General features: G+C 42.3%; 14 protein-coding genes. 7 read left to right on the forward strand and 7 right to left on the reverse strand.

Going from position 1 to position 18,208, the window contains the following annotated elements; translation table 11 throughout:
* From AFM12_RS11160 to AFM12_RS11175, 4 genes are all read right to left on the reverse strand, one after another.
* A complete protein-coding gene (locus tag AFM12_RS11160) occupies window positions 1-2,118 on the reverse strand; it encodes a c-type cytochrome domain-containing protein (protein WP_055148193.1) in 2,118 nt (705 codons plus the stop codon).
* A gap of 30 nt (window positions 2,119-2,148) precedes the next feature.
* Window positions 2,149-3,603, reverse strand: coding sequence for a DUF1501 domain-containing protein (locus tag AFM12_RS11165; protein WP_055148195.1), 1,455 nt, complete (start codon window positions 3,601-3,603; stop codon window positions 2,149-2,151).
* Between the two features lie 2 nt (window positions 3,604-3,605).
* On the reverse strand, window positions 3,606-5,915 hold the full coding sequence (locus tag AFM12_RS11170) for a PSD1 and planctomycete cytochrome C domain-containing protein (protein ID WP_055148197.1): 2,310 nt from the start codon (window positions 5,913-5,915) through the stop codon (window positions 3,606-3,608).
* Window positions 5,916-6,002: 87 nt separating this feature from the next.
* Window positions 6,003-7,355, reverse strand: a complete 1,353-nt coding sequence (locus AFM12_RS11175; protein ID WP_055148199.1) for an FGGY-family carbohydrate kinase — start codon at window positions 7,353-7,355, stop codon at window positions 6,003-6,005.
* 187 nt (window positions 7,356-7,542) lie between these two features.
* Here AFM12_RS11175 and purD point away from each other — a divergent pair, with 187 nt between their 5' ends.
* From purD to AFM12_RS11190, 3 genes are all read left to right on the forward strand, one after another.
* Window positions 7,543-8,832, forward strand: coding sequence for a phosphoribosylamine--glycine ligase (purD, locus tag AFM12_RS11180; RefSeq protein WP_055148201.1), 1,290 nt, complete (start codon window positions 7,543-7,545; stop codon window positions 8,830-8,832).
* Between the two features lie 129 nt (window positions 8,833-8,961).
* Complete coding sequence (locus AFM12_RS11185; protein ID WP_082391331.1) at window positions 8,962-10,359, forward strand: PSP1 domain-containing protein; 1,398 nt, start codon at window positions 8,962-8,964, stop codon at window positions 10,357-10,359.
* Window positions 10,352-10,834 (forward strand): gliding motility lipoprotein GldH, encoded by a 483-nt coding sequence (locus AFM12_RS11190; protein WP_055148897.1) that lies wholly within the window; start codon window positions 10,352-10,354, stop codon window positions 10,832-10,834. Before AFM12_RS11185 ends, AFM12_RS11190 begins: the two co-directional genes overlap by 8 nt.
* Before the next feature lie 51 nt (window positions 10,835-10,885).
* Here AFM12_RS11190 and AFM12_RS11195 read toward each other — a convergent pair whose 3' ends face one another.
* Window positions 10,886-12,130: a thioredoxin family protein gene (locus AFM12_RS11195; protein WP_055148205.1), complete on the reverse strand. Its 1,245-nt coding sequence runs from the start codon at window positions 12,128-12,130 to the stop codon at window positions 10,886-10,888.
* Window positions 12,131-12,239: 109 nt separating this feature from the next.
* Between AFM12_RS11195 and AFM12_RS11200 the strand changes: the two genes are divergently transcribed.
* Window positions 12,240-12,593, forward strand: a complete 354-nt coding sequence (locus tag AFM12_RS11200; RefSeq protein ID WP_055148207.1) for a Spx/MgsR family RNA polymerase-binding regulatory protein — start codon at window positions 12,240-12,242, stop codon at window positions 12,591-12,593.
* A 106-nt stretch (window positions 12,594-12,699) separates the two neighbouring features.
* Here the strand turns inward: AFM12_RS11200 and AFM12_RS11205 are convergent, their stop codons facing one another.
* A complete protein-coding gene (locus tag AFM12_RS11205) occupies window positions 12,700-14,526 on the reverse strand; it encodes an alpha-amylase family protein (protein WP_216598509.1) in 1,827 nt (608 codons plus the stop codon).
* A 175-nt stretch (window positions 14,527-14,701) separates the two neighbouring features.
* On the opposite strand from AFM12_RS11205, the gene AFM12_RS11210 reads away from it, so the two are divergent.
* Window positions 14,702-15,130, forward strand: a complete 429-nt coding sequence (locus AFM12_RS11210; protein WP_055148209.1) for a DUF1761 domain-containing protein — start codon at window positions 14,702-14,704, stop codon at window positions 15,128-15,130.
* Between the two features lie 95 nt (window positions 15,131-15,225).
* Here AFM12_RS11210 and AFM12_RS11215 read toward each other — a convergent pair whose 3' ends face one another.
* Window positions 15,226-16,122: a LysR family transcriptional regulator gene (locus tag AFM12_RS11215; RefSeq protein ID WP_055148211.1), complete on the reverse strand. Its 897-nt coding sequence runs from the start codon at window positions 16,120-16,122 to the stop codon at window positions 15,226-15,228.
* An 11-nt stretch (window positions 16,123-16,133) separates the two neighbouring features.
* On the opposite strand from AFM12_RS11215, the gene AFM12_RS11220 reads away from it, so the two are divergent.
* On the forward strand, window positions 16,134-16,523 hold the full coding sequence (locus AFM12_RS11220) for a hypothetical protein (RefSeq protein ID WP_131458324.1): 390 nt from the start codon (window positions 16,134-16,136) through the stop codon (window positions 16,521-16,523).
* 5 nt (window positions 16,524-16,528) lie between these two features.
* Window positions 16,529-18,181: a proton-conducting transporter transmembrane domain-containing protein gene (locus AFM12_RS11225; protein WP_055148217.1), complete on the forward strand. Its 1,653-nt coding sequence runs from the start codon at window positions 16,529-16,531 to the stop codon at window positions 18,179-18,181.
* Window positions 18,182-18,208: the final 27 nt, after the last annotated feature.

The following is an 18,208-nucleotide window of genomic DNA, read 5'->3' on the forward strand; positions in this document are numbered from 1 at the left end:
TTACCAAAGATAGATTTCATCAATGAAGACCCAGCCTTTCTGGCCACTGCCAGCATGCCATGAGGGCAGTTTGGCTATAGGGCGGGCAATTAGTTTTATATATTTATTTTTTTCGGTCAATTCGAAACTAAGGCCATCAACACGTTTTTGTACATAGCCTTTGAGTTGATCCGGGCTCTTTTTACCCAATAATTTCATCGAATTGGGACTTGGACCAGCCCAAAGTTCAACAGAGACGGGAGGCATAATATAACTACCGGCATCGACAAGAAAAGAAACCGTAAGTCCATTAGGCTCTTTTTGCGATTCTATAAGTATTTCAGCGTGGGTATCCTTGTAACCTAACCAGCTGCGGTCTTTGAAATTGTCAATATCACCTGCGGCAAGGTCAATCACTGTCTTAGCTCCGTTTCCCGGGTATTGGGCATTTTTTTTTGTGATTAAAACGGCCGTATCTGCCTTTATTTCGGAGAAAAAGAAAGGAAAGGAAACGGTTTCACTGGCAAGCCAGCCTTCTTTTACAGCCTTGGCTTTAATTGCTCCGAATCCTTTGAAGGTTAAAGGACTTTGGTAAACGTCACCCTTTAGGGTGTCGGGTTCGTTCAGGTCTGTTGTGTATACAATTTTCACTCCTGGGAGGGTGTGTTTTAGTTCTATTTTTTCGCCTCTTTTCAGCACCCTGTTTTTATTTACCACAGTAGGCGGATTCAACTTTATTTTCTCTTCAGGGTCGGGTTGATAGCCTTCAATTAATTTCAAGCCAGCCAGTTCAGATTGCCATTTTTGAGTATCTACTCCGGTATCCCAGAGGTATACTTCTTTTAATTGAGTTAGCTTTTTGATTTGTTCCAGAGCAATAGGTTCCAAATCGCAACCGGAAAGGCTAAGTTTTTCAAGTTTTGTTAAATCTATCAGGTGACTTAAACCTGCTCCCTTTATTTCAGTTTGATTGAGGTAAAGTTCTTCAAGATTTTCAAAAGAACTCAAAAGCTGCAAATCTTCATCCTTCACCGGCATCTTATTGAGTTTTAGGCTGACTAGCTGCGGTGCAACTTTCTCTAAGTTTTGAAGGCTTTTTCGGTCAAATCTTTGACTAACAAAAAAGGAGGCCTCCAAAGCAGGTGAGTTTAAAGAAAGCGGTTCTAATTTACAAAATGGAGTATTTAATTCCTCGATAAGGTCGGTAGAAGCAGCTTCAAAAGCATATTTTTTTTCATCGGTATTTTGATACAAGCCAGTGATCATCTGTCGTAAAGTATCATTTTCAGGTAGCCCTGCCGTACTTATTTCCAGGTTAGCTCCGCTATGAATCCACTGCGTTATCAGGGCAATTTCCTGAGTAGTTAACTGAGGTTTGCCTTTGGGTGGCATATGTTCTTTCTCTTCCAGAGGTAGATTTATCCTTTCAGTCAAATGACTGTTCAAAGCATCTCCTGCTAACCAAAGAGGACCGTTTTTTCCTCCTTTTAAAAGCTGATCAATACTGGCCATATTTAGCTGGCCTTTCATTTTCTGATCATTATGGCAGGAAATGCATTTCTTTTCCAAAATTGGAAAGATGGCTTGAGTATAAACCGGCTGCTCCGGATCAAAAGGCTTGGTTTCTTTTGAACTCCATGCTTCCAAAAGGTAGTTTTCGCCATGGGTAATCTCTGCTCCCAGGTGGCCGGCAATAATCAATATCAGAGCCGTAAAGCTCAATCCCAATTGATAAAGCCTGTGAGAAAAACTGGAGTAGAAGAAATACAAAATCACAGCTGATAAAGCAAAAATTGCCCCTGTCCACTTATGCCAATTGAGAGTGTCAGGTTCGTAACCGGATTCATTGCTCAGAAGTATGCCAAAAAGTGCTGTAAAAACGGCTAGAAGAGCATTGAGAAGACTCAAGAATCCAAAACTCTTTTGAAAAGTATCCTCAGGAAACTCCTTTTTAAAAACAAGGAGTAAAAGAAGAACCAGGAAAAAACCAATGGGCAAATGAAGCAAAAGAGGATGCATTCTGCCAAGGGGCTTGAGGAGGTCTGGCACTACAATAGAATCAGAAAAAATAAGAAATATGACCAGCAGGCCCAATGTGCCCAAAAGTAGGTACTCAAAAATACTTTGCCATTTTTTCATGGAATTCAAAATCGCTTGAACGTAGGTGATTTAGGCCATTATACCAGGGATAACCTTCCCGGCTACATCGGTGAGTCGGTATCTTCGGCCTAAATGTTTATAGGTTAGTTTTTCATGATCAAGCCCCATCAGGTGGAGAATGCTGGCATGGAAATCATTGACATGCACGGGATCCCGGGTAATATTATAGCCAAACTCATCGGTCTCACCGTAGACGATTCCGGGCTTTACCCCTCCGCCTGCCATCCAGATACTGTATGCTCTTGGGTGGTGATCTCTACCGTAATTATCGGCTGTTAAATTTCCCTGACAATAATTAGTGCGTCCAAACTCGCCTCCCCAGATGACCAATGTCTCATCCAATAATCCTCGCTGTTTAAGGTCCGTTATCAAGGCGGCAGATGCCCGATCAGTTTCTTCAGCCTGCAGCGGCATTTGGCCCGGAAGATTATCATGCTGATCCCATCCTTGATGATAAAGCTGTACGAACCGAACTCCTGATTCAGAAAGCTTTCTGGCCAGAAGTACATTGGCTGCGTAGCTACCTGGTACAAGACATTCAGGGCCATACATTTTAATGATTGAATCCGGTTCTTTGGAAAGGTCAGTAAGTTCAGGAACGGCCGTTTGCATTCGGTACGCCATTTCATACTGTTGAATTTTAGCCAGAACCTCAGGGTCCTGATTACCATCGAATCCGAGCTGGTTCAGCTCAGCCATTTTATCCAGCATTCGTCGGCGTTCTGTTCTTTCAAGTGCGTCAGGGTCATTGAGATATAAAATTGGATCTTCCCCACTACTAAAGGTTACACCCTGATGCGTTGAGTCCAGAAATCCATTGGTCCATAATTTTGAGTAAACACCCTGACCGTTTCCTCGTCCCCGCGAGAGCAAAACACAAAAGGCAGGCAGATTTTCATTTTCACTTCCCAGACCATAACTTAACCAGGCACCCATGCTGGGGCGATTTCCTACTTGAGCTCCGGTTTGCATAAAGGTAAGAGCGGGGTCATGATTGATGGCCTCGGTGTGCATTGATTTAATGATACAGAGGTCGTCCACAATTTTCGCGGTATGTGGGAAAAGCTCACTCACCCAGGTACCGTTACTGCCGTATTGTTTGAAATCAAACGCAGATCCTACCAGCGGGAAGCGATCCTGTCCGCTGGTCATGCCTGTTAAACGCTGCCCTTGACGGATAGACTCCGGCAGATCTTTGCCATGCATTTTACTCAAAAGCGGCTTGTAATCAAAAGACTCCAATTGACTGGGAGCCCCGTTTTGAAAAAGGTAAATGATTCGTTTAGCTTTCGGAGCAAAATGAGTGATTCTTGTGGGCAAGGCTTCTGAGTTGTCAGCCTGGCCTTTGAAAAGATCAGGTATCAGCAATGACCCCAAAGCTGCTCCGCCAAGACCGACAGCCGTTTTTGCCAAAAAATGCCGGCGGTTTATATTAAAACGATGTTCTAAATATTCCTTACTCATGACTATACTCTCATTAGTGCTTCCTCTAAATTATAAATCAATTGCACGCAGTGCATCATTGCGGCTGTTTCACTAATCGACTTCGCCGTTTTTGAAGGGTATTCTCCTACATTTAACAATTCCTCCGCTTTGTCTTTATGTTCATTAAAATAGGTCAGTTCTTCCTCAAAATAGGTGTTCAGCACCTTCAGTTCTTTGGCTTCCGGCCTACGGCAAATGATTGTTCTGAAAGCTTTTTCCAGTTTACTTTCAATATCCTGTTTTTCAAGGGTCAATTCCTCGGCTATAACCCTTGCAGCCTCTTGCACAGTGGGGTCGTTTAGCATACTAAGAGCCTGGAGAGGTGTATTCGTTCTTAGCCTCCTTACCTCGCATTGGTCTCTGTTACTTGCATCAAAAATGAGCATTGATGGCGGCGGCACAGTACGCTTGATAAACACGTACATTCCTCTTCGGTATAAATCTGCCTCATGATCTTGTTTGTACTTAGCCAATAGACCACGTCCGGAGGTGGCAACTTCCCACAATCCCTCCGGTTGATAAGGTTTGATACTTGGGCCGCCAATTTCCGTGTTTAATAATCCGCTGCTTTGCAAAACCAAATCGCGGACATGCTCAGCGGCAACTCTGATTCGGCTGCCCCTGGCGAGCCAAAGGTTTTCGGGATCTGTTTTCAAATGGTCTTTGTTTAAGTCGGAGGCCTGGCGATAAGTGGCAGACATCACCATTTTTTTGATCAAGTATTTGATATCCCAATCATTCTCCTGAAAATCAACAGCCAGCCAGTCGAGTAATTCAGGATGAGTGGGTAAATCGCCCTGCATCCCGAAATCACCAGTGGTTTTTACAATCCCTTGACCGAAAAACTGCTCCCACAGGCGGTTGACATAAACTCTTGAAGTCAAAGGGTTTTCTTTGTCAAAAAGCCATTGACTAAGACCCAGGCGGTTTTTCTCAAATTTTGAACTGTCAAAAGCCAGAATGCTTTCGGGCAATGCAAAACCGACAATTTCGCCTTGAGCGTCGTAATTGCCACGCTCCAGAAGGTAGGTTGGGCGTACTTTTGAGGAGTCTTTCATGACCATCACAGAGACATCCGAAGTATCTTTCTTATTGATGAACTTCAAAATAGACTTCACATCCTCGCTACTGATTTTCATGTTTGGCGGGTCAGCAAAAGAGGCATCAATGGTTCCAAAAATCCCTTTTTCCGGCACCTGATTAAAGAAAGCAAAAGTGCTGTAATAGTCTTTCTGAGAAATAGGGTCATACTTATGATCATGACAATGAGCACACTCAAAAGTCAGAGCCAGAAGGCCTTTCCCGAAAGTGTTCGTTCGGTCAGTAACATACTCAATTCGATATTCTTCATCGATAACCCCACCTTCTTGCGTTATCTTATGATTTCGATTAAAACCCGTGGCCAAAAGACTTTCTTTATTTGGTTTTGCAATCAAATCACCGGCCAGCTGCCAAGTCACAAATTTCTCATAAGAGTAATTTTCGTTGAAGGCATGAATAACCCAGTCACGCCATGGCCACATGGTTCGGAGCCCGTCGTCCTGATAACCGTGTGAATCGGCATAGCGGGCAAGGTCAAGCCAGGGCAAAGCCATTTTTTCTCCATAGTGCGGACTTTCCAGTAGGCGATCAACTACCTTTTCGTATGCATTTTCTGAATTATCGTTAAGGAAACTCTCCTGTTCTTCAAGGGTCGGTAAAAGTCCGGTGAGGTCAAGAGTAACTCTCTTGAGAAGGGCTTCTTTTGAGGCTTCTTCATTCGGCTTTAAACCTTTTTTTCTGGCTTTAGAATAAACAAAATAGTCAATTTCATTTTTGACCCAATCTTCATCAGCCTTCGGTAATTCTGTTTTCTCCGGTTTTATAAAAGCCCAGTGAGGCTTGTACTCTGCACCTTGCTCTATCCACTTTTTGATGAGACTGATTTCTTGCTCATTAAGACTTAGGTTAGACTCCGGTGGAGGCATTCGGAGAGTGCTGTCTTCGGAAGTTATTCTTAAGAAAACTTCAGAAAGCATAGGTTTGCCTTTAACCAGAGCATGAGCTTCCGGGTTTTCTTTTAAAGCTGCGTAAGCTCCTTCAGGAGTATCGAGACGAAGATCAGCCTCTCTTTTATTGGCATCAGGTCCATGGCATTTAAAACAACGGTCAGAAAGTATAGGCCTGATTTGAAAATTATAATCGACGAGGTCACTGTCCTTGGTGTCGGTTGTTGTATTACAACTATTTAAAGAAACGACGACTGCCAGTAAGCTGGCCGATAAAGCCATCAGTAGTTTCCGTGTAATCATAGGTTAGTTTGTCAAGATCAGAAGTCGTGACACTAAGCTAATGATTTAGATGGCAAAATCCTATCAGGAGTAGATGAGAGGCCTGTTTTACAGGGCTTCCACCTCTAATGTTTCGGCCGAGATCGGCGTAGGGTTCCAAGAGTTGGCAATGCTGATGGCTGCTCCAATTGATGCTGTGTTCCGGAAATTGACCTTATAAATAATGCGATCAAAGAAAGCCTCTGACAATAAACTCATGAAGACCTGATTTTTCGCCAGGCCACCTTCAACATAAATTTTACGATTGATCTGATGGTCAATGGTTAGTCTTATAGAGGCAATTTGCTGTGCCACTAAATCCATGACAAACTGGTGATAGGCATCTTCAATACAGCCGAAAGAATTGAGGTTTCGTTCCATAAAGGGGCTGTCGAGCATTGAGCCTAATTCTGTTCCCTGAGGTCTTACCTGGTCTACGGTCTGCCGAAGTTTTTTAACAATCCGATAATCAAATTTGATGTTAAGGCAATGACTTTCATCATGCCCGAAATGCCTGGCCAGATGCTGTATTTGTCTGGAGTGCTCATTTCCACTAAAAAGGCGGGCCATTCTCACTATTCTGCCATCGCTATTCAGCAAACTGAAACAATTATTGGTTAGATCACTCTCTCGGACAAGATCCGAATTGAAAGGGTTGAGGCAGGCTGTCCAAGCTCCAGTACTCAACAAGATAAACTGGTCTTTCTCTATGGCCATGAAAGTCTGCAGCTCGGCAATTTTAGAGTACATGCCAGCTCCGATATATATTCCATCCGCTAAAACAGTCTCATTTGAGTTTTTAAGAGGGAGCAAAATGGAGTTCAGTCCTTGCTCTTTCAGCCACGGATGATACTCCTGTTTCTCAAAACTCCAGCAAGCAGAATGACAGCCGATGGTACTGAAGTCATGGAAATATTGTTTGGAGAATATACTTTGCAAATACTGGGCAATAGACAGACTTTTCTTAACCCGAACAAACAAGTCTGGCTTAGTTATTTTCAACCACAACAACTGAAAACCAACAGTCTGGAAACTGTTCTCGGCAACCTGCAGGTCGGTTCGCCATCCGGGATAATTCTCCAAGGCCTGATCAATACTTTTATTGATTTTATACCCAAGGTTTCGGCGGATATCATAAACAGGCATCACCGGCTGATGATTGGAGTCGAGGTGAACGAGAGCTCCGATGTAAGAGGTGAAATTGATAGCTGTTATTTTAAAGTCTTTAGAAGACTTTAGTGATTCTATTTCAGCAATGATCCACGCGACCAATCCAGGAAGGTCTTCGCATTCAATACCATCTTCATCAAAGCTGTAAGTTTTTGGTTCTACTTTTTTATAAAGGACCTGATAGCTCTGGTCGAAGACCGTCACGAATTTGAGGTGGTGCAGTACATCAAAAACCAGACAGGCTTCTTTCATCAGTTCGGAGCGTTTGAATTTCTTCTTCAAAATAACACCCTTCGCTGATTGTATCAAACAAAATCAAAAGCAAATCCTGTTTTCCAGAGTATTTGAGAAGGAGAAATAGAAATTCTCCTTTAAACTTCTTATAAAGTACAATGTTAACGATCTTTGCCCCCTTTCTTTTGAACTGAAATCTGAATTAATGAATATTCTGGTAATAGGCTCCGGTGGGAGAGAACATACCCTGACCTGGAAACTGGCACAATCAAAACAATGTAGTAAGCTTTTTGTGGCTCCCGGAAATGCCGGAACTGACGAGATAGCACTTAATGTAGATATTTCTGTTACCGATTTTGAAGCGATAAAAAAACTCGTTCTTGATGAAAAAATTGATCTCGTTGTTGTTGGTCCTGAAGCTCCTTTGGTCGCGGGTATTGTTGATTTCTTTAAGGCAGATGCAGATCTGAAAAATATAAATATCGTTGGTCCTGATGCGGCCGGGGCTCAGCTGGAAGGCAGCAAAGACTTCTCTAAAGATTTCATGGTGAAATACGGAGTGCCTACGGCTTTTTCAAAAACGTTTAACAAAGATTCGCTGGAAGAAGGTAAGGCTTACATAGATGCCAACGAAGGTCCGTATGTTCTCAAAGCTGACGGTCTTGCTGCTGGAAAAGGTGTAATCATCACCGAAAATGCTGATGAAGCAAAGCAGTCTTTGCACGAAATGCTGGCTGAGGCTAAGTTTGGTGATGCCAGCTCAAAAGTATTGATCGAGCAGTTTTTGACTGGAATTGAGCTTTCCGTTTTCGTATTGACCGATGGAAAAAATTATGTGATTTTGCCAGAGGCCAAAGATTATAAAAGAATTGGTGAAGGAGATACCGGGCTTAATACCGGTGGTATGGGTGCTGTTTCTCCTGTTCCATTTGCTACTGAAGATTTTCTTTCAAAAGTAGAAGAAAAGGTGGTGAAGCCCACTCTCGAAGGCCTTCAAAAAGAGGGAATTCATTACGTTGGATTCATTTTTATCGGCCTTATGAATCAAGGTGGTGAGCCACAGGTGATTGAGTACAACGTAAGAATGGGTGACCCGGAAACTCAGGTGGTTTTCCCGAGGATTCAAACTGATGTAGCTAAACTTTTCAAAGCTGCAGCAGAGGGAACTCTGAATAAAATCAAATTGAAAGTAACGCCGAAAACAGCGGTAACTTCGGTGGTGGTAGCCGGTGGATATCCGGAAACTTACAAGAAAGGCGATAAAATGGATTTGCCTGAAGGCGATAAGGATAAATTGATTTTCCATGCAGGTACGGCACTGCAGGATGGCAAAGTTGTGACAAATGGTGGTAGAGTTATGGCCCTTACAGGCATGGCAAAGACACTGAATGCCGCCGTGAAAAAATCTCAGAGTATGGCACGGAAAGTGAAATACAAAGGGAAGTATTACAGAAAGGATATCGGCCAGGATTTACTGGCTTTAATCCAAAAATAAGTTAATTTTGATTTGAGCCTTTAGAGGCTCAATTGAAATGCCAGGCACCTTGAAGTGAAGGATGGCAGTGTTGAAAAAAGGTGCTGCTTTAACGATCCTCCCCGAAGTGGAGGTGATGAATATATATTTATGGGATGTGGACAATGCTCCTCTGGCGGATGCGGTAGTATTAGGCCGGTAGCCGAAGAGGGTAAGACAAATCATATAACAGCCAAAGGCTGTGGTAGCAGCGGAGGCTGTAGTACCGGATGCACGAAATTAAACTCTTTTGACTGGCTTTCTGACATGGAATTGCCTGCTGCCATGCGATATAACGTGGTGGAGGTCAAATTCAAAGGTGGCCGAAAAGAGTACTTCAGAAATACAAAAAAACTCAATTTACACACCGGTGATTTTGTGGTTTGTGATATGCCCACTGGCTATCACATCGGTTCGGTGTCTTTACAGGGTGAGCTGGTCAGGCTTCAGTTGATCAAAAAAGGAATTTCGGATAATGACGAAATTCAGCAGATACTTCGGGTGGCAACGGAGAAAGACATGGAGAAACATGAGCAGGCCATTAATCGTGACCTCAGCACCATGTACCGAACCCGGGAACTCATTCATGAATATGGTCTTAAAATGAAGCTTTCTGATGTGGAGTTTCAGTCAGACAACAGTAAGGCTACTTTCTATTATTCGGCCGATGATCGGGTAGATTTCAGAGAGCTGATTAAGGCCTTGGCAGGTGAATTCAGAATAAGAGTAGAGATGCGTCAGATTAGCCTAAGACAGGAGGCGTCGCGTCTTGGTGGAATAGGCTCTTGTGGTCGCGAACTCTGCTGCTCTACCTGGCTGACAAGCTTCAAATCAATACCGACGGCTGCCGCAAGATATCAGAATCTTTCACTCAATCCGGCGAAATTATCGGGTCAGTGCGGACGATTGAAATGTTGCCTGAATTATGAGCTTGAAACTTACGTAGATGCTTTACAAGGCATACCTAAAGTCTCGAAGCCACTGTTTACTGAGAAAGGAGAAGCATACCTTCAGAAGACTGATATCTTCAGGAGGTTAATGTGGTTTAGTTTTAAAAATGATTCTAACTGGTACTCTATTCCTTGTTCTCAGGTAACTGAGATTCTGGAGTTGAATAAGGCTGGCAAGAAACCAATGACACTTGAAAATCTGAGTTTAATCGAAGATTTTGAGAAGCAAAAACCAGCATCAATCAATAATGAGCTGGAGCGATTAGACAAGAAGCTTTCTAAAGGCAAAAGTTCTTCAAAGAAGAAGAAAAGGCCTAATCGTAAGCCGAGGGGTGATTCAGGACAAGGTCAGCCTGAAAATAAGGCAACCAATAACAATCAGGAAAACCAAAACCCACGCAAACAGAATAGAAGAAAGCCAAATCCTCAAGCTCAGAATAACACGGGAGAGCAGGCAACACCAACTGCCGAGGGTAAGAAAAAGCCAAATAACCGAAACAGGAACAAGCGTAGAAATAACAGAAACAGACCGAATAAGAGTGAAAACAAAGGTGAATAAGATTATCATTTTGCTGTTTGCGGCCAGTGCTTTGTGGGCCTGTAATGACGCGGCTATTCATAAAGAAATAGTCGATTTTAAAGATGCGGAATGGGCTGTGGATGATATCCAAAAATTTACTTTTGAAGTAAAAGATAATACTAAGTCATACAGTATCAATTATATGCTGAGAAATGCGGCTCAATACCCTTTTTATAATATTTATCTCAAAAGCTGGCTGAAAGACAGCACCGGTGCCAGCCTGGAGTCAGGTATGGAAGAGTTGATGCTTTTTGATGAGAAAAGTGGTAAACCTTTGGGCGACGGACTCGGTGATCTTTTTGATCATAAAATTGGTGCTGCTCAGTATCGCGACATCAAGTTTCCTTATAATGGAACCTATACTTTTGAGCTTCAGCAAAACATGCGACCTGACCCACTTTTGGGTATCATGTCGGTCGGTTTTGAAGTTGTAGACAATACGGCTGAAAAATAAAAAAGCCCGCCTTTCGGCGAGCTGTCTGATCTATTTCTTTATCGAAATTTCTTAATTCAAGCTGTCAATCAGCTCCTGGAATTTCTCCGGCTTTCCGCCTATTTTCCTAGTTAACTCCATGGCTGTAGCAGCATCTGCTTTTGCGGCAGTAAGATCTCCGGCTTTCTGATGAATACGGGCCATTTCATAATGATACTCGGCTTTCACGTTATCCTGATTGATAGTCGGCAATGCAGTGGCCATCCATTTTTTAGCTGTTGGGATAAACGAGTTATCCTTAAAGTTATCAACGAATACACGGGTTATATAAACCAATGCAGAGCCGTTGGTTTTTAGCTTATCAACCATTTTTTGACCTACACTTAAAGCCTGTGCACCTTTGCCGTCTCTGATCAGAGCTTTGGATTCCAATTCCCAGGTGGCTCCGTCAACATATTGTCCGGCTCCGGTACTGGTCATGTATTGTTTGATACGATTGATCTTTTCAATGCTGTAGTCTTTTGCTTTTGAACTATATAATGAGTTTTGAATAATACCCTGTAAAGTATTTTGTTCGGTACCCGGGTGCCCGTTTTCGGCTTCAATAGCTGCTGCTTTTGAGACATTTTTTAACCAATATTCTGCAAATCCGTTGTCAACGTCATTTACAGCTTTCTTTGTCAACTCCCAGCTTTCTTTGGTTCCTAATTTATCTTTTGGATAGATTTTGAAAAGCTCTTCAGCAGCAGTTGTGGTGGCAGCAGTGTCTTTAATAACCTTAGCGTAGTTAGCATAATCAGTCAGAAACTCAATTGAACGCTCTCCCGCTGCAAACCTTTTTGGGTAACTATCTGCCCTGGTATCTTCATCCAAAGCATCGTCAGCATTTCCGTTGATTGATTCCACATTGGGGTCAGCACCAGATTGGTGAACCAAATTGCCATCGCCGTCAAAATACAGAAACATTGGGAAGCTTGGTAACCAGATATTTCGGGCATTGAGGAATTTTACCTGTTCGGCCTCTCCCACATCAAGTTTATAATTGATAAAATTGGTATTGTATTTAGTGGCTACTTCAGTGTTTTTAAAGAACGGTTCCAACGCCTGGCAGTAAGGACAAGTAGGAGAGTAGCATTCTACAAAAAGGAGTTTACCCTGAGCCTTGGCATCAGCCAGAGCCTGAGTGATATCCGGCTGCCATGTGATTTCAGAAGTATTTATGGGAGCCTGAGCTTTTTCGGCCTGCTGTGAGTTAGATTTGCACCCAAAGGCCAGAAGAACCACGAGTAAAGAAATAGTTTTTGTAAAATGCTTCATTTGAATTGCTTGTTATGCTGGCGAAATTAATGACATAAAAGGAAACGACAAGTTCTGAGGGCTTGTTGTACCTGTTAAATCCTTGTTAAACAAAAAGTAAACCAAAACCATGTCAATCTCTGTATACGGAATCAAAAACTGCAATACCATGAAAAAGGCCTTTGACTGGCTGGCAGCCAAAGGGCTGAGCTACGATTTTCATGACTACAAAAAAGCAGGAATCTCCGATGAAAAAATTGCCGAATGGATGGAGCAGGTAGAACCAGCTAAGCTGATCAATAACCGTGGAACCACTTTTAGAAAGTTCTCAGATGAAATGAAAGCCAATTTCAAAGATGCAGCCGTGGCCAAAGAGATGATGCTGGAAAATCAATCAGTAATCAAACGCCCGATCATTGAAAAGGATGGCAAAGTAGTGGTGATGGGTTTTGATGATGAGGAGTATTCAAAAGTATTCGCTTGAGTTTTTCAAAGTCTTTGACTTTGAAGGTGAGAATATCGGTCTCTGACTTATTTTATAATTTGAGGTTTACAGTTCGTTTTTCAGTGATCGGTAATTTTGGGAAGGACTAGCTCCAAAAACATTCGGTACTTCCTTCAGAATACCGAATCTCAAAACTCAGACTTTTCAAATCAGCGGAAAGGTGAGCGTAGTCATCCCCATTTGTCCACGAGATTTTTAACTGGTTTTCACTCGTTTCAGGGAAGGAGACCGTTCCAGCAAAAGCTTGATGTGTATTTCTTAGACGGATGAGCTCCAGCTGGGCTGAAACCACCTTTTGAGATAGTCTCTGCTCAATTTCTTCGAGACTCAGGTTGGTTCGGTTGATTTCTTTATGACCTCCTTCACCGGCCTTGTCAGCAGCTTCGTAGTCATTGGCTCCGGCGAAAACATCCAGATACCAGATTTGAGGAATACCGGGCATAAAGAGTTGAATAGCTCTGGCCAACAGCATTTTCTGATCGTTTTCACCCAAAGCACTGAAATACGTAGCATTTACCTGATAGTAAGATAACTTTTTACCATCTGCTCCGTAAAGGTTTTTAACTCGCCCGCCCCGCTGCATCACAATTTCCATGATGTCGTCTATTTCTTCATCACTCAACAGTCCTCTTTGATAAACCCCGTTCACCTCTTTGCCTTTGAGATCAAGCACCGGAATACCATCATGGCAGCCCAGCATGTTTACGGTTTTGAAGCCTCTCTCAATAATCTCTTTGGCCCAGCCTAAAAGGGCTTTGTTAGAGCCTTTTTCCAATGTGTGAATCAGCAAGCCCGGCAAGAAGAAGTCGTAAATCATATAGCCTTCAGCGGCTACTTCATCATGTAGGTGCACGCCATATTCGGCATGAATTTCAGGTAGCAGCTGAAGATTATTTTTCTGAGCGATTCCATTGATTCGCTCCAGATAATCCCAAGTGCCGGGTTTATTGAAAAAGTTAGATTGACCTACTTCTTTGTGCAGGTAAGCGAAGGCGTCCAGCCTCAAAATTTTACAGCCGTAGCTGCCAACTTTTGAGAGTACTTCCTCGTAAAAATCCCAAACCAGTGGTGATTTTCCGTTGACATCCATCTGACCCAAGAAACTCTTTTTTCGATTGACTACCTGCAGAATTGCTTCCTTTTTGTCCTGATCAGCTCCGAAATTGACTTGACTCAAATCCTCGGAATTATGGATGGCCACATTCACCTGTGAGCATACTTCAGCTTTCTTGACAAGTTGAAGATTATCGAGGTCTTTTTCTTCAATTTCTTCGAGGGTCACCTTTTGATAAAACGTGTTCCAATAAGGTTGTTCACTTCCATCCGGGAAAGGAACATTGAGAATGGGCAGACCTGATTTTCGCATGAAGAGCTTATCGAGATGCTCTTTTTTCGGGATCATCAAACCGTTTTCATCGGGCTCGCCTTCGCCTTTCCAGAATTCATTCCAGTTGATAAAAAAGTCTTTATAAGCCGATTTTTCGCCCTTTGCCAGCAAATCTTTGAATTGAGGAGAAGCCACAGAAAGGTGGTTCAGTACAATATCAAATTTGAGTTCAATATTCAGGTTTTTCAGTGCCTCAATATCCTTCTCTGAGACAAGTTCCTCATTATGGTTATAGTCAATGATGGAGAAGCCTCGATCAAGATCACTATTAAAAAAAGTGGGCAGAACGTAAAAAAGAGAAAAGGTGTCCTTAAACTCAGGTTTTTGCAATATAGCTACAAGGTCGCTGAGTTTTTGGCCAATACTGTTTGGGTAAGCATTGAGCATCACACCGTTACGTATACCGCCGGTGCCTGAATTTGCTGTTGTCATAGCAAGCAGGAGTGTAAGTTTTTTAAGTATTCTGCGGCTGTTCAGCCGTTTTTCGTCTTGCGGGCAAAGATAAATGATTTTTAATCTTGCCATTTAATTTTATCAAAATGACTGCTCCTTGGGATTTATTGATTTGCTAAAATTTGGATCATCTATAATTCATTGATTTTCTATATTTTAGATGAAAAATGGAGCGGTAACCAATTACAAAAACGGGAGGAGTCGAAAATCCAAAAGAGTAGAAAACTAACCCTTTAACCCAAATGGTATGGAAATTCAAATCAACTGGCTTGCTATCCTGGTAGCCGTGGTAGCAAACTTTATTCTCGGTTTTCTCTGGTATACGCCTCTTTTTGGCAAAGTCTGGGGGAAAGAAATGGGTATGGATATGACTCAAAAGCCCGACCCTAAGGTGATGATGAAAGGTATGGCTTTTATGGTGATTGGCAACTTCTTACTGGCTTATGTACTATCTCACAATATCGTCGCGTGGAGCTATGTACCCGGTATGGATGAAATGAGTAAAATAAGCAATGTATTCAGTACCGCCTTTTTCACATGGCTCGGCTTTTACGTTCCATATCATTTGGGAGCCATAGTTTGGGAGAGCCGTTCATGGAAATTGTTTTTTATTAATACCGGATATGCCTTGGTTTCCTTAGTGCTTGTTGCTTCAATAATCATTTTCATGAACTAACCCTTCTTAATATCAACTGCCTTGAAAACTGGTTTCCTGGCAGTTGATAGAATGGCTTTCTAAGCGGACTATTTATGACGATTAGCAAATCAGAATCAGCCATAATTCTGATACCATTTGAAGTGCTCTTCAATAATATTTTCCTTCTCGTTCCTGATATAGTCTAAAAGAGCCTGGCTGGCGGGTAACAACTTTTTCCCCTTTAACCAAACAAGTCTCCATTGGGTGGTAATGGGTAGACGAGGATAATTTAGAACGTGCAAATCACCGTTTTGCAGCTCATTATGCATACCTATTACGGGCATGATAGAATTACCGATTCCGGCTAAAACGGCCTGCTTAACGGCTTCATTAGAAGTGAGTTCCAGGCGTTTTCGTTGGTTCTTTTCTTTGGTATTGAAATATTCTTCCATTGCAGATCTGGTGGCCGAGCCCTCTTCTCTGTAAATCAGAGGACGGGACTCATCCCTATGAGGTTTATTTCCTACCATCAGGAGTCTGTTTTCTATGAGTATTTCTTCTTCTACCTCAATGTTTTCAGGAAGAACCGAGATGAGTGCGAAGTCAATTTCATTTTGTTTCAGGCTTTCCACCACCCTCGTTTTGTTAGTCACGTCAAGAATGAGATCGAGACTTCTGTGCTGTTCAAAAAACCCGCCAATGAAATAAGGGATTACATATTTACCGGTAGAGGCGGAGGAAATCTTGATTCGGCCTGTCAGATGACCTTTGAACGACTGTGTTTTCATGTTAATATTCTCCATTTCCTGCACAACCCGCTCGGCAATAACTGCCACTTCTTTGCCAAATTCTGTAATGAAAAGCTGTCTTCCTATCACTTCAGTCAGGGCTAAATCAAACTGATTTTGAAAATTTTTAAGTTGAATTGAGACCGCTGGTTGGGTCATGTACAGCTCTTCTGCGGCTTTCGTAATGCTCTCATGTTCAACTACTTTGAGAAATATCTGAAGTTGATGAAAGGTGTAATTCATAAAAAATATTAATGATGCTCATATCAAATATAAATAAAAATTTATCAATCATGCCCTTCATCTTTGCACCCGAACCAAAAACAATTTCAGTTATGATAACGATGTCAGAAAAACGTAAATCGGTCGATGAAAAGTTAACTCTAAATCTGATCAGGGGAGAGTTTACAGCAGGTGAGGCGGTCGATTTATTAAGCGAGTTGTTTCAATCAAAAATTGATTTTCATGTAGCACAAAATTTCAGTCATGAAGAACGTCTTGGTGTTGCGAAATCAGAGGCCATTCAGCGAATTATGGAGTTAAAAAACGCCAAAAAAGAATCGCTGGATTTAGTTAAAGGAAGTGGTAAAAAGTTCCGCATCCATTCAAATGTTATCATTGAACCATTGAACCAAAACGCATAAGACTCTTGGAAAAATTAATACTTCTACTGTTTCTAATTGCTCCGGCCTTTTTTTTCATCTCAGCTGTAAGTTCTGCCTTTGCACCGGGACAAAAAGCAAAGCCGATTATTCAGATAAGTCTTGTTGCCGCTTTGTTCAGCGTTTTAGCTTCGGTAACCGGAGCTTTTTTTGTGGCCAATAATGGCGTGTTTCAGTCTGCCTTGTGGGGTTTTGAGGGTCTTGGGCTGAGTATTCGGCTTGACTCCATAAGTCTTTTGATGTTTGGGATGATATCCATTCTCAGTTTCGTGATCCTCAAGTTTAGTGTCAATTATCTGGAAGGAGATGAACGTCAGGGGCTGTTTATAGGCAGACTTTCCGGCACACTTAGTGCTGTTCAGCTACTGGTAATTTCGGGGAACTTGTTTCAATTGGTACTGGCCTGGGTTGTTACCAGCGTAATGCTCCATTATCTTCTTGTTTTCTATGCTGAACGCCGAGGTGCACAGATAGCGGCAAAAAAGAAGTTCATTATGGCCAGGCTTGGCGATGTCTCGTTCATTGCTGCGGCTTACTTCCTTTACGAATCAGCTGGGTCTGGTAACCTTGAGGAGATTTTCAATTGGCTAAAAAGTACAAATGTGTCAAGCCTGGTCTTTACAGAATTTGAGTTGCCTATTATGCTCTTATTGATAACAGCTTTCCTTAAATCAGCCCAGTTTCCAACCCATGGATGGCTTGTCGAAGTTATGGAAACTCCAACTCCTGTTTCGGCATTATTGCATGCCGGTTTGTTAAATGCCGGTCCGTTTCTCGTGATTCGTATGGCCTATTTAATTGAAGCTTCGGCTTATGCTTCTTACATTCTTCTGATAGTGGGAGCTCTTTCTGCAGTTTTCGGCTCGGTGGTTTATATGACACAGCCCTCGGTTAAAACAGCTTTGGGTTATTCTAGCATTGCACACATGGGCTTCAGTTTTATGGTTTCAGGTCTTGGGGTTTTCTCGGCTTCCATGTTGCACTTGGTAGGGCACTCATTCTATAAAGCCCATGCCTTTTTATCATCTGGAAGTGCCATTGATCTTATCAGGGCTTCCCGCTTTAAAAAGGTGAAAGGTTCTCTAAACTTCGTAAAAGCAATAAGTGGGGTTCTTGCGGCAATTGCAGTTTACAGTTTCACAGTCTTCTTATTTCAAGTTGACCTTACTCAGCAATTTGCCTTGATAGCTCTCGGTGTGGTAATAATCCTGGGTTTATCCAGAGTTTTCGCTGAAACTTTCAGTTCCGGCATCAAATTCGGCCTGATATTTCAAAGCCTGATCATGGCTCTGACTATTTCCTTTTCCTTTTTCTTTTTCGAGTCTATAATGAGTCATTTGATCACCGGACAGGTGCCAGAGGTATCCGGAGTGAGCCTAGGTAAATATTTGACCATAGGAGCAATAATCGCCGTTTTTAGCTTGATTGTGGTCCTTCAAATGGTTGCCCCCCGGCTTAGGAAAAGAGCGTTCTTCCTGAAGTTAGGTATTCACTTAAGAAACGGCCTGTATGCAAATGTCTTGTTTGATCGGATGATCAAAGCTCTCTCTATCGAATCTGAGTCCTACAGTTTTGTGATAGGAAAAAGAGTAGATATGGACACCAAGCAAATTGAAAAAGAGGAAATGGTTCTGTCCTAGAACACAAACAAATTAACCAAGAAACTA

Source organism: Jiulongibacter sediminis (assembly GCF_001306455.1).
Lineage (GTDB): Bacteria > Bacteroidota > Bacteroidia > Cytophagales > Spirosomataceae > Jiulongibacter > Jiulongibacter sediminis.

Bases quoted from the DNA above. Each gene is read 5' to 3' on its own strand.
- AFM12_RS11160 (WP_055148193.1), bottom strand. From the start codon at position 2,118: ATGAAAAAATGGCAAAGTATTTTTGAGTACCTACTTTTGGGCACATTG.
- AFM12_RS11165 (WP_055148195.1), bottom strand. From the start codon at position 3,603: ATGAGTAAGGAATATTTAGAACATCGTTTTAATATAAACCGCCGGCAT.
- AFM12_RS11170 (WP_055148197.1), bottom strand. From the start codon at position 5,915: ATGATTACACGGAAACTACTGATGGCTTTATCGGCCAGCTTACTGGCA.
- AFM12_RS11175 (WP_055148199.1), bottom strand. From the start codon at position 7,355: ATGAAAGAAGCCTGTCTGGTTTTTGATGTACTGCACCACCTCAAATTC.
- purD (WP_055148201.1), top strand. From the start codon at position 7,543: ATGAATATTCTGGTAATAGGCTCCGGTGGGAGAGAACATACCCTGACC.
- AFM12_RS11185 (WP_082391331.1), top strand. From the start codon at position 8,962: ATGGGATGTGGACAATGCTCCTCTGGCGGATGCGGTAGTATTAGGCCG.
- AFM12_RS11195 (WP_055148205.1), bottom strand. From the start codon at position 12,130: ATGAAGCATTTTACAAAAACTATTTCTTTACTCGTGGTTCTTCTGGCC.
- AFM12_RS11200 (WP_055148207.1), top strand. From the start codon at position 12,240: ATGTCAATCTCTGTATACGGAATCAAAAACTGCAATACCATGAAAAAG.
- AFM12_RS11205 (WP_216598509.1), bottom strand. From the start codon at position 14,526: ATGGCAAGATTAAAAATCATTTATCTTTGCCCGCAAGACGAAAAACGG.
- AFM12_RS11210 (WP_055148209.1), top strand. From the start codon at position 14,702: ATGGAAATTCAAATCAACTGGCTTGCTATCCTGGTAGCCGTGGTAGCA.
- AFM12_RS11215 (WP_055148211.1), bottom strand. From the start codon at position 16,122: ATGAATTACACCTTTCATCAACTTCAGATATTTCTCAAAGTAGTTGAA.
- AFM12_RS11220 (WP_131458324.1), top strand. From the start codon at position 16,134: ATGATGCTCATATCAAATATAAATAAAAATTTATCAATCATGCCCTTC.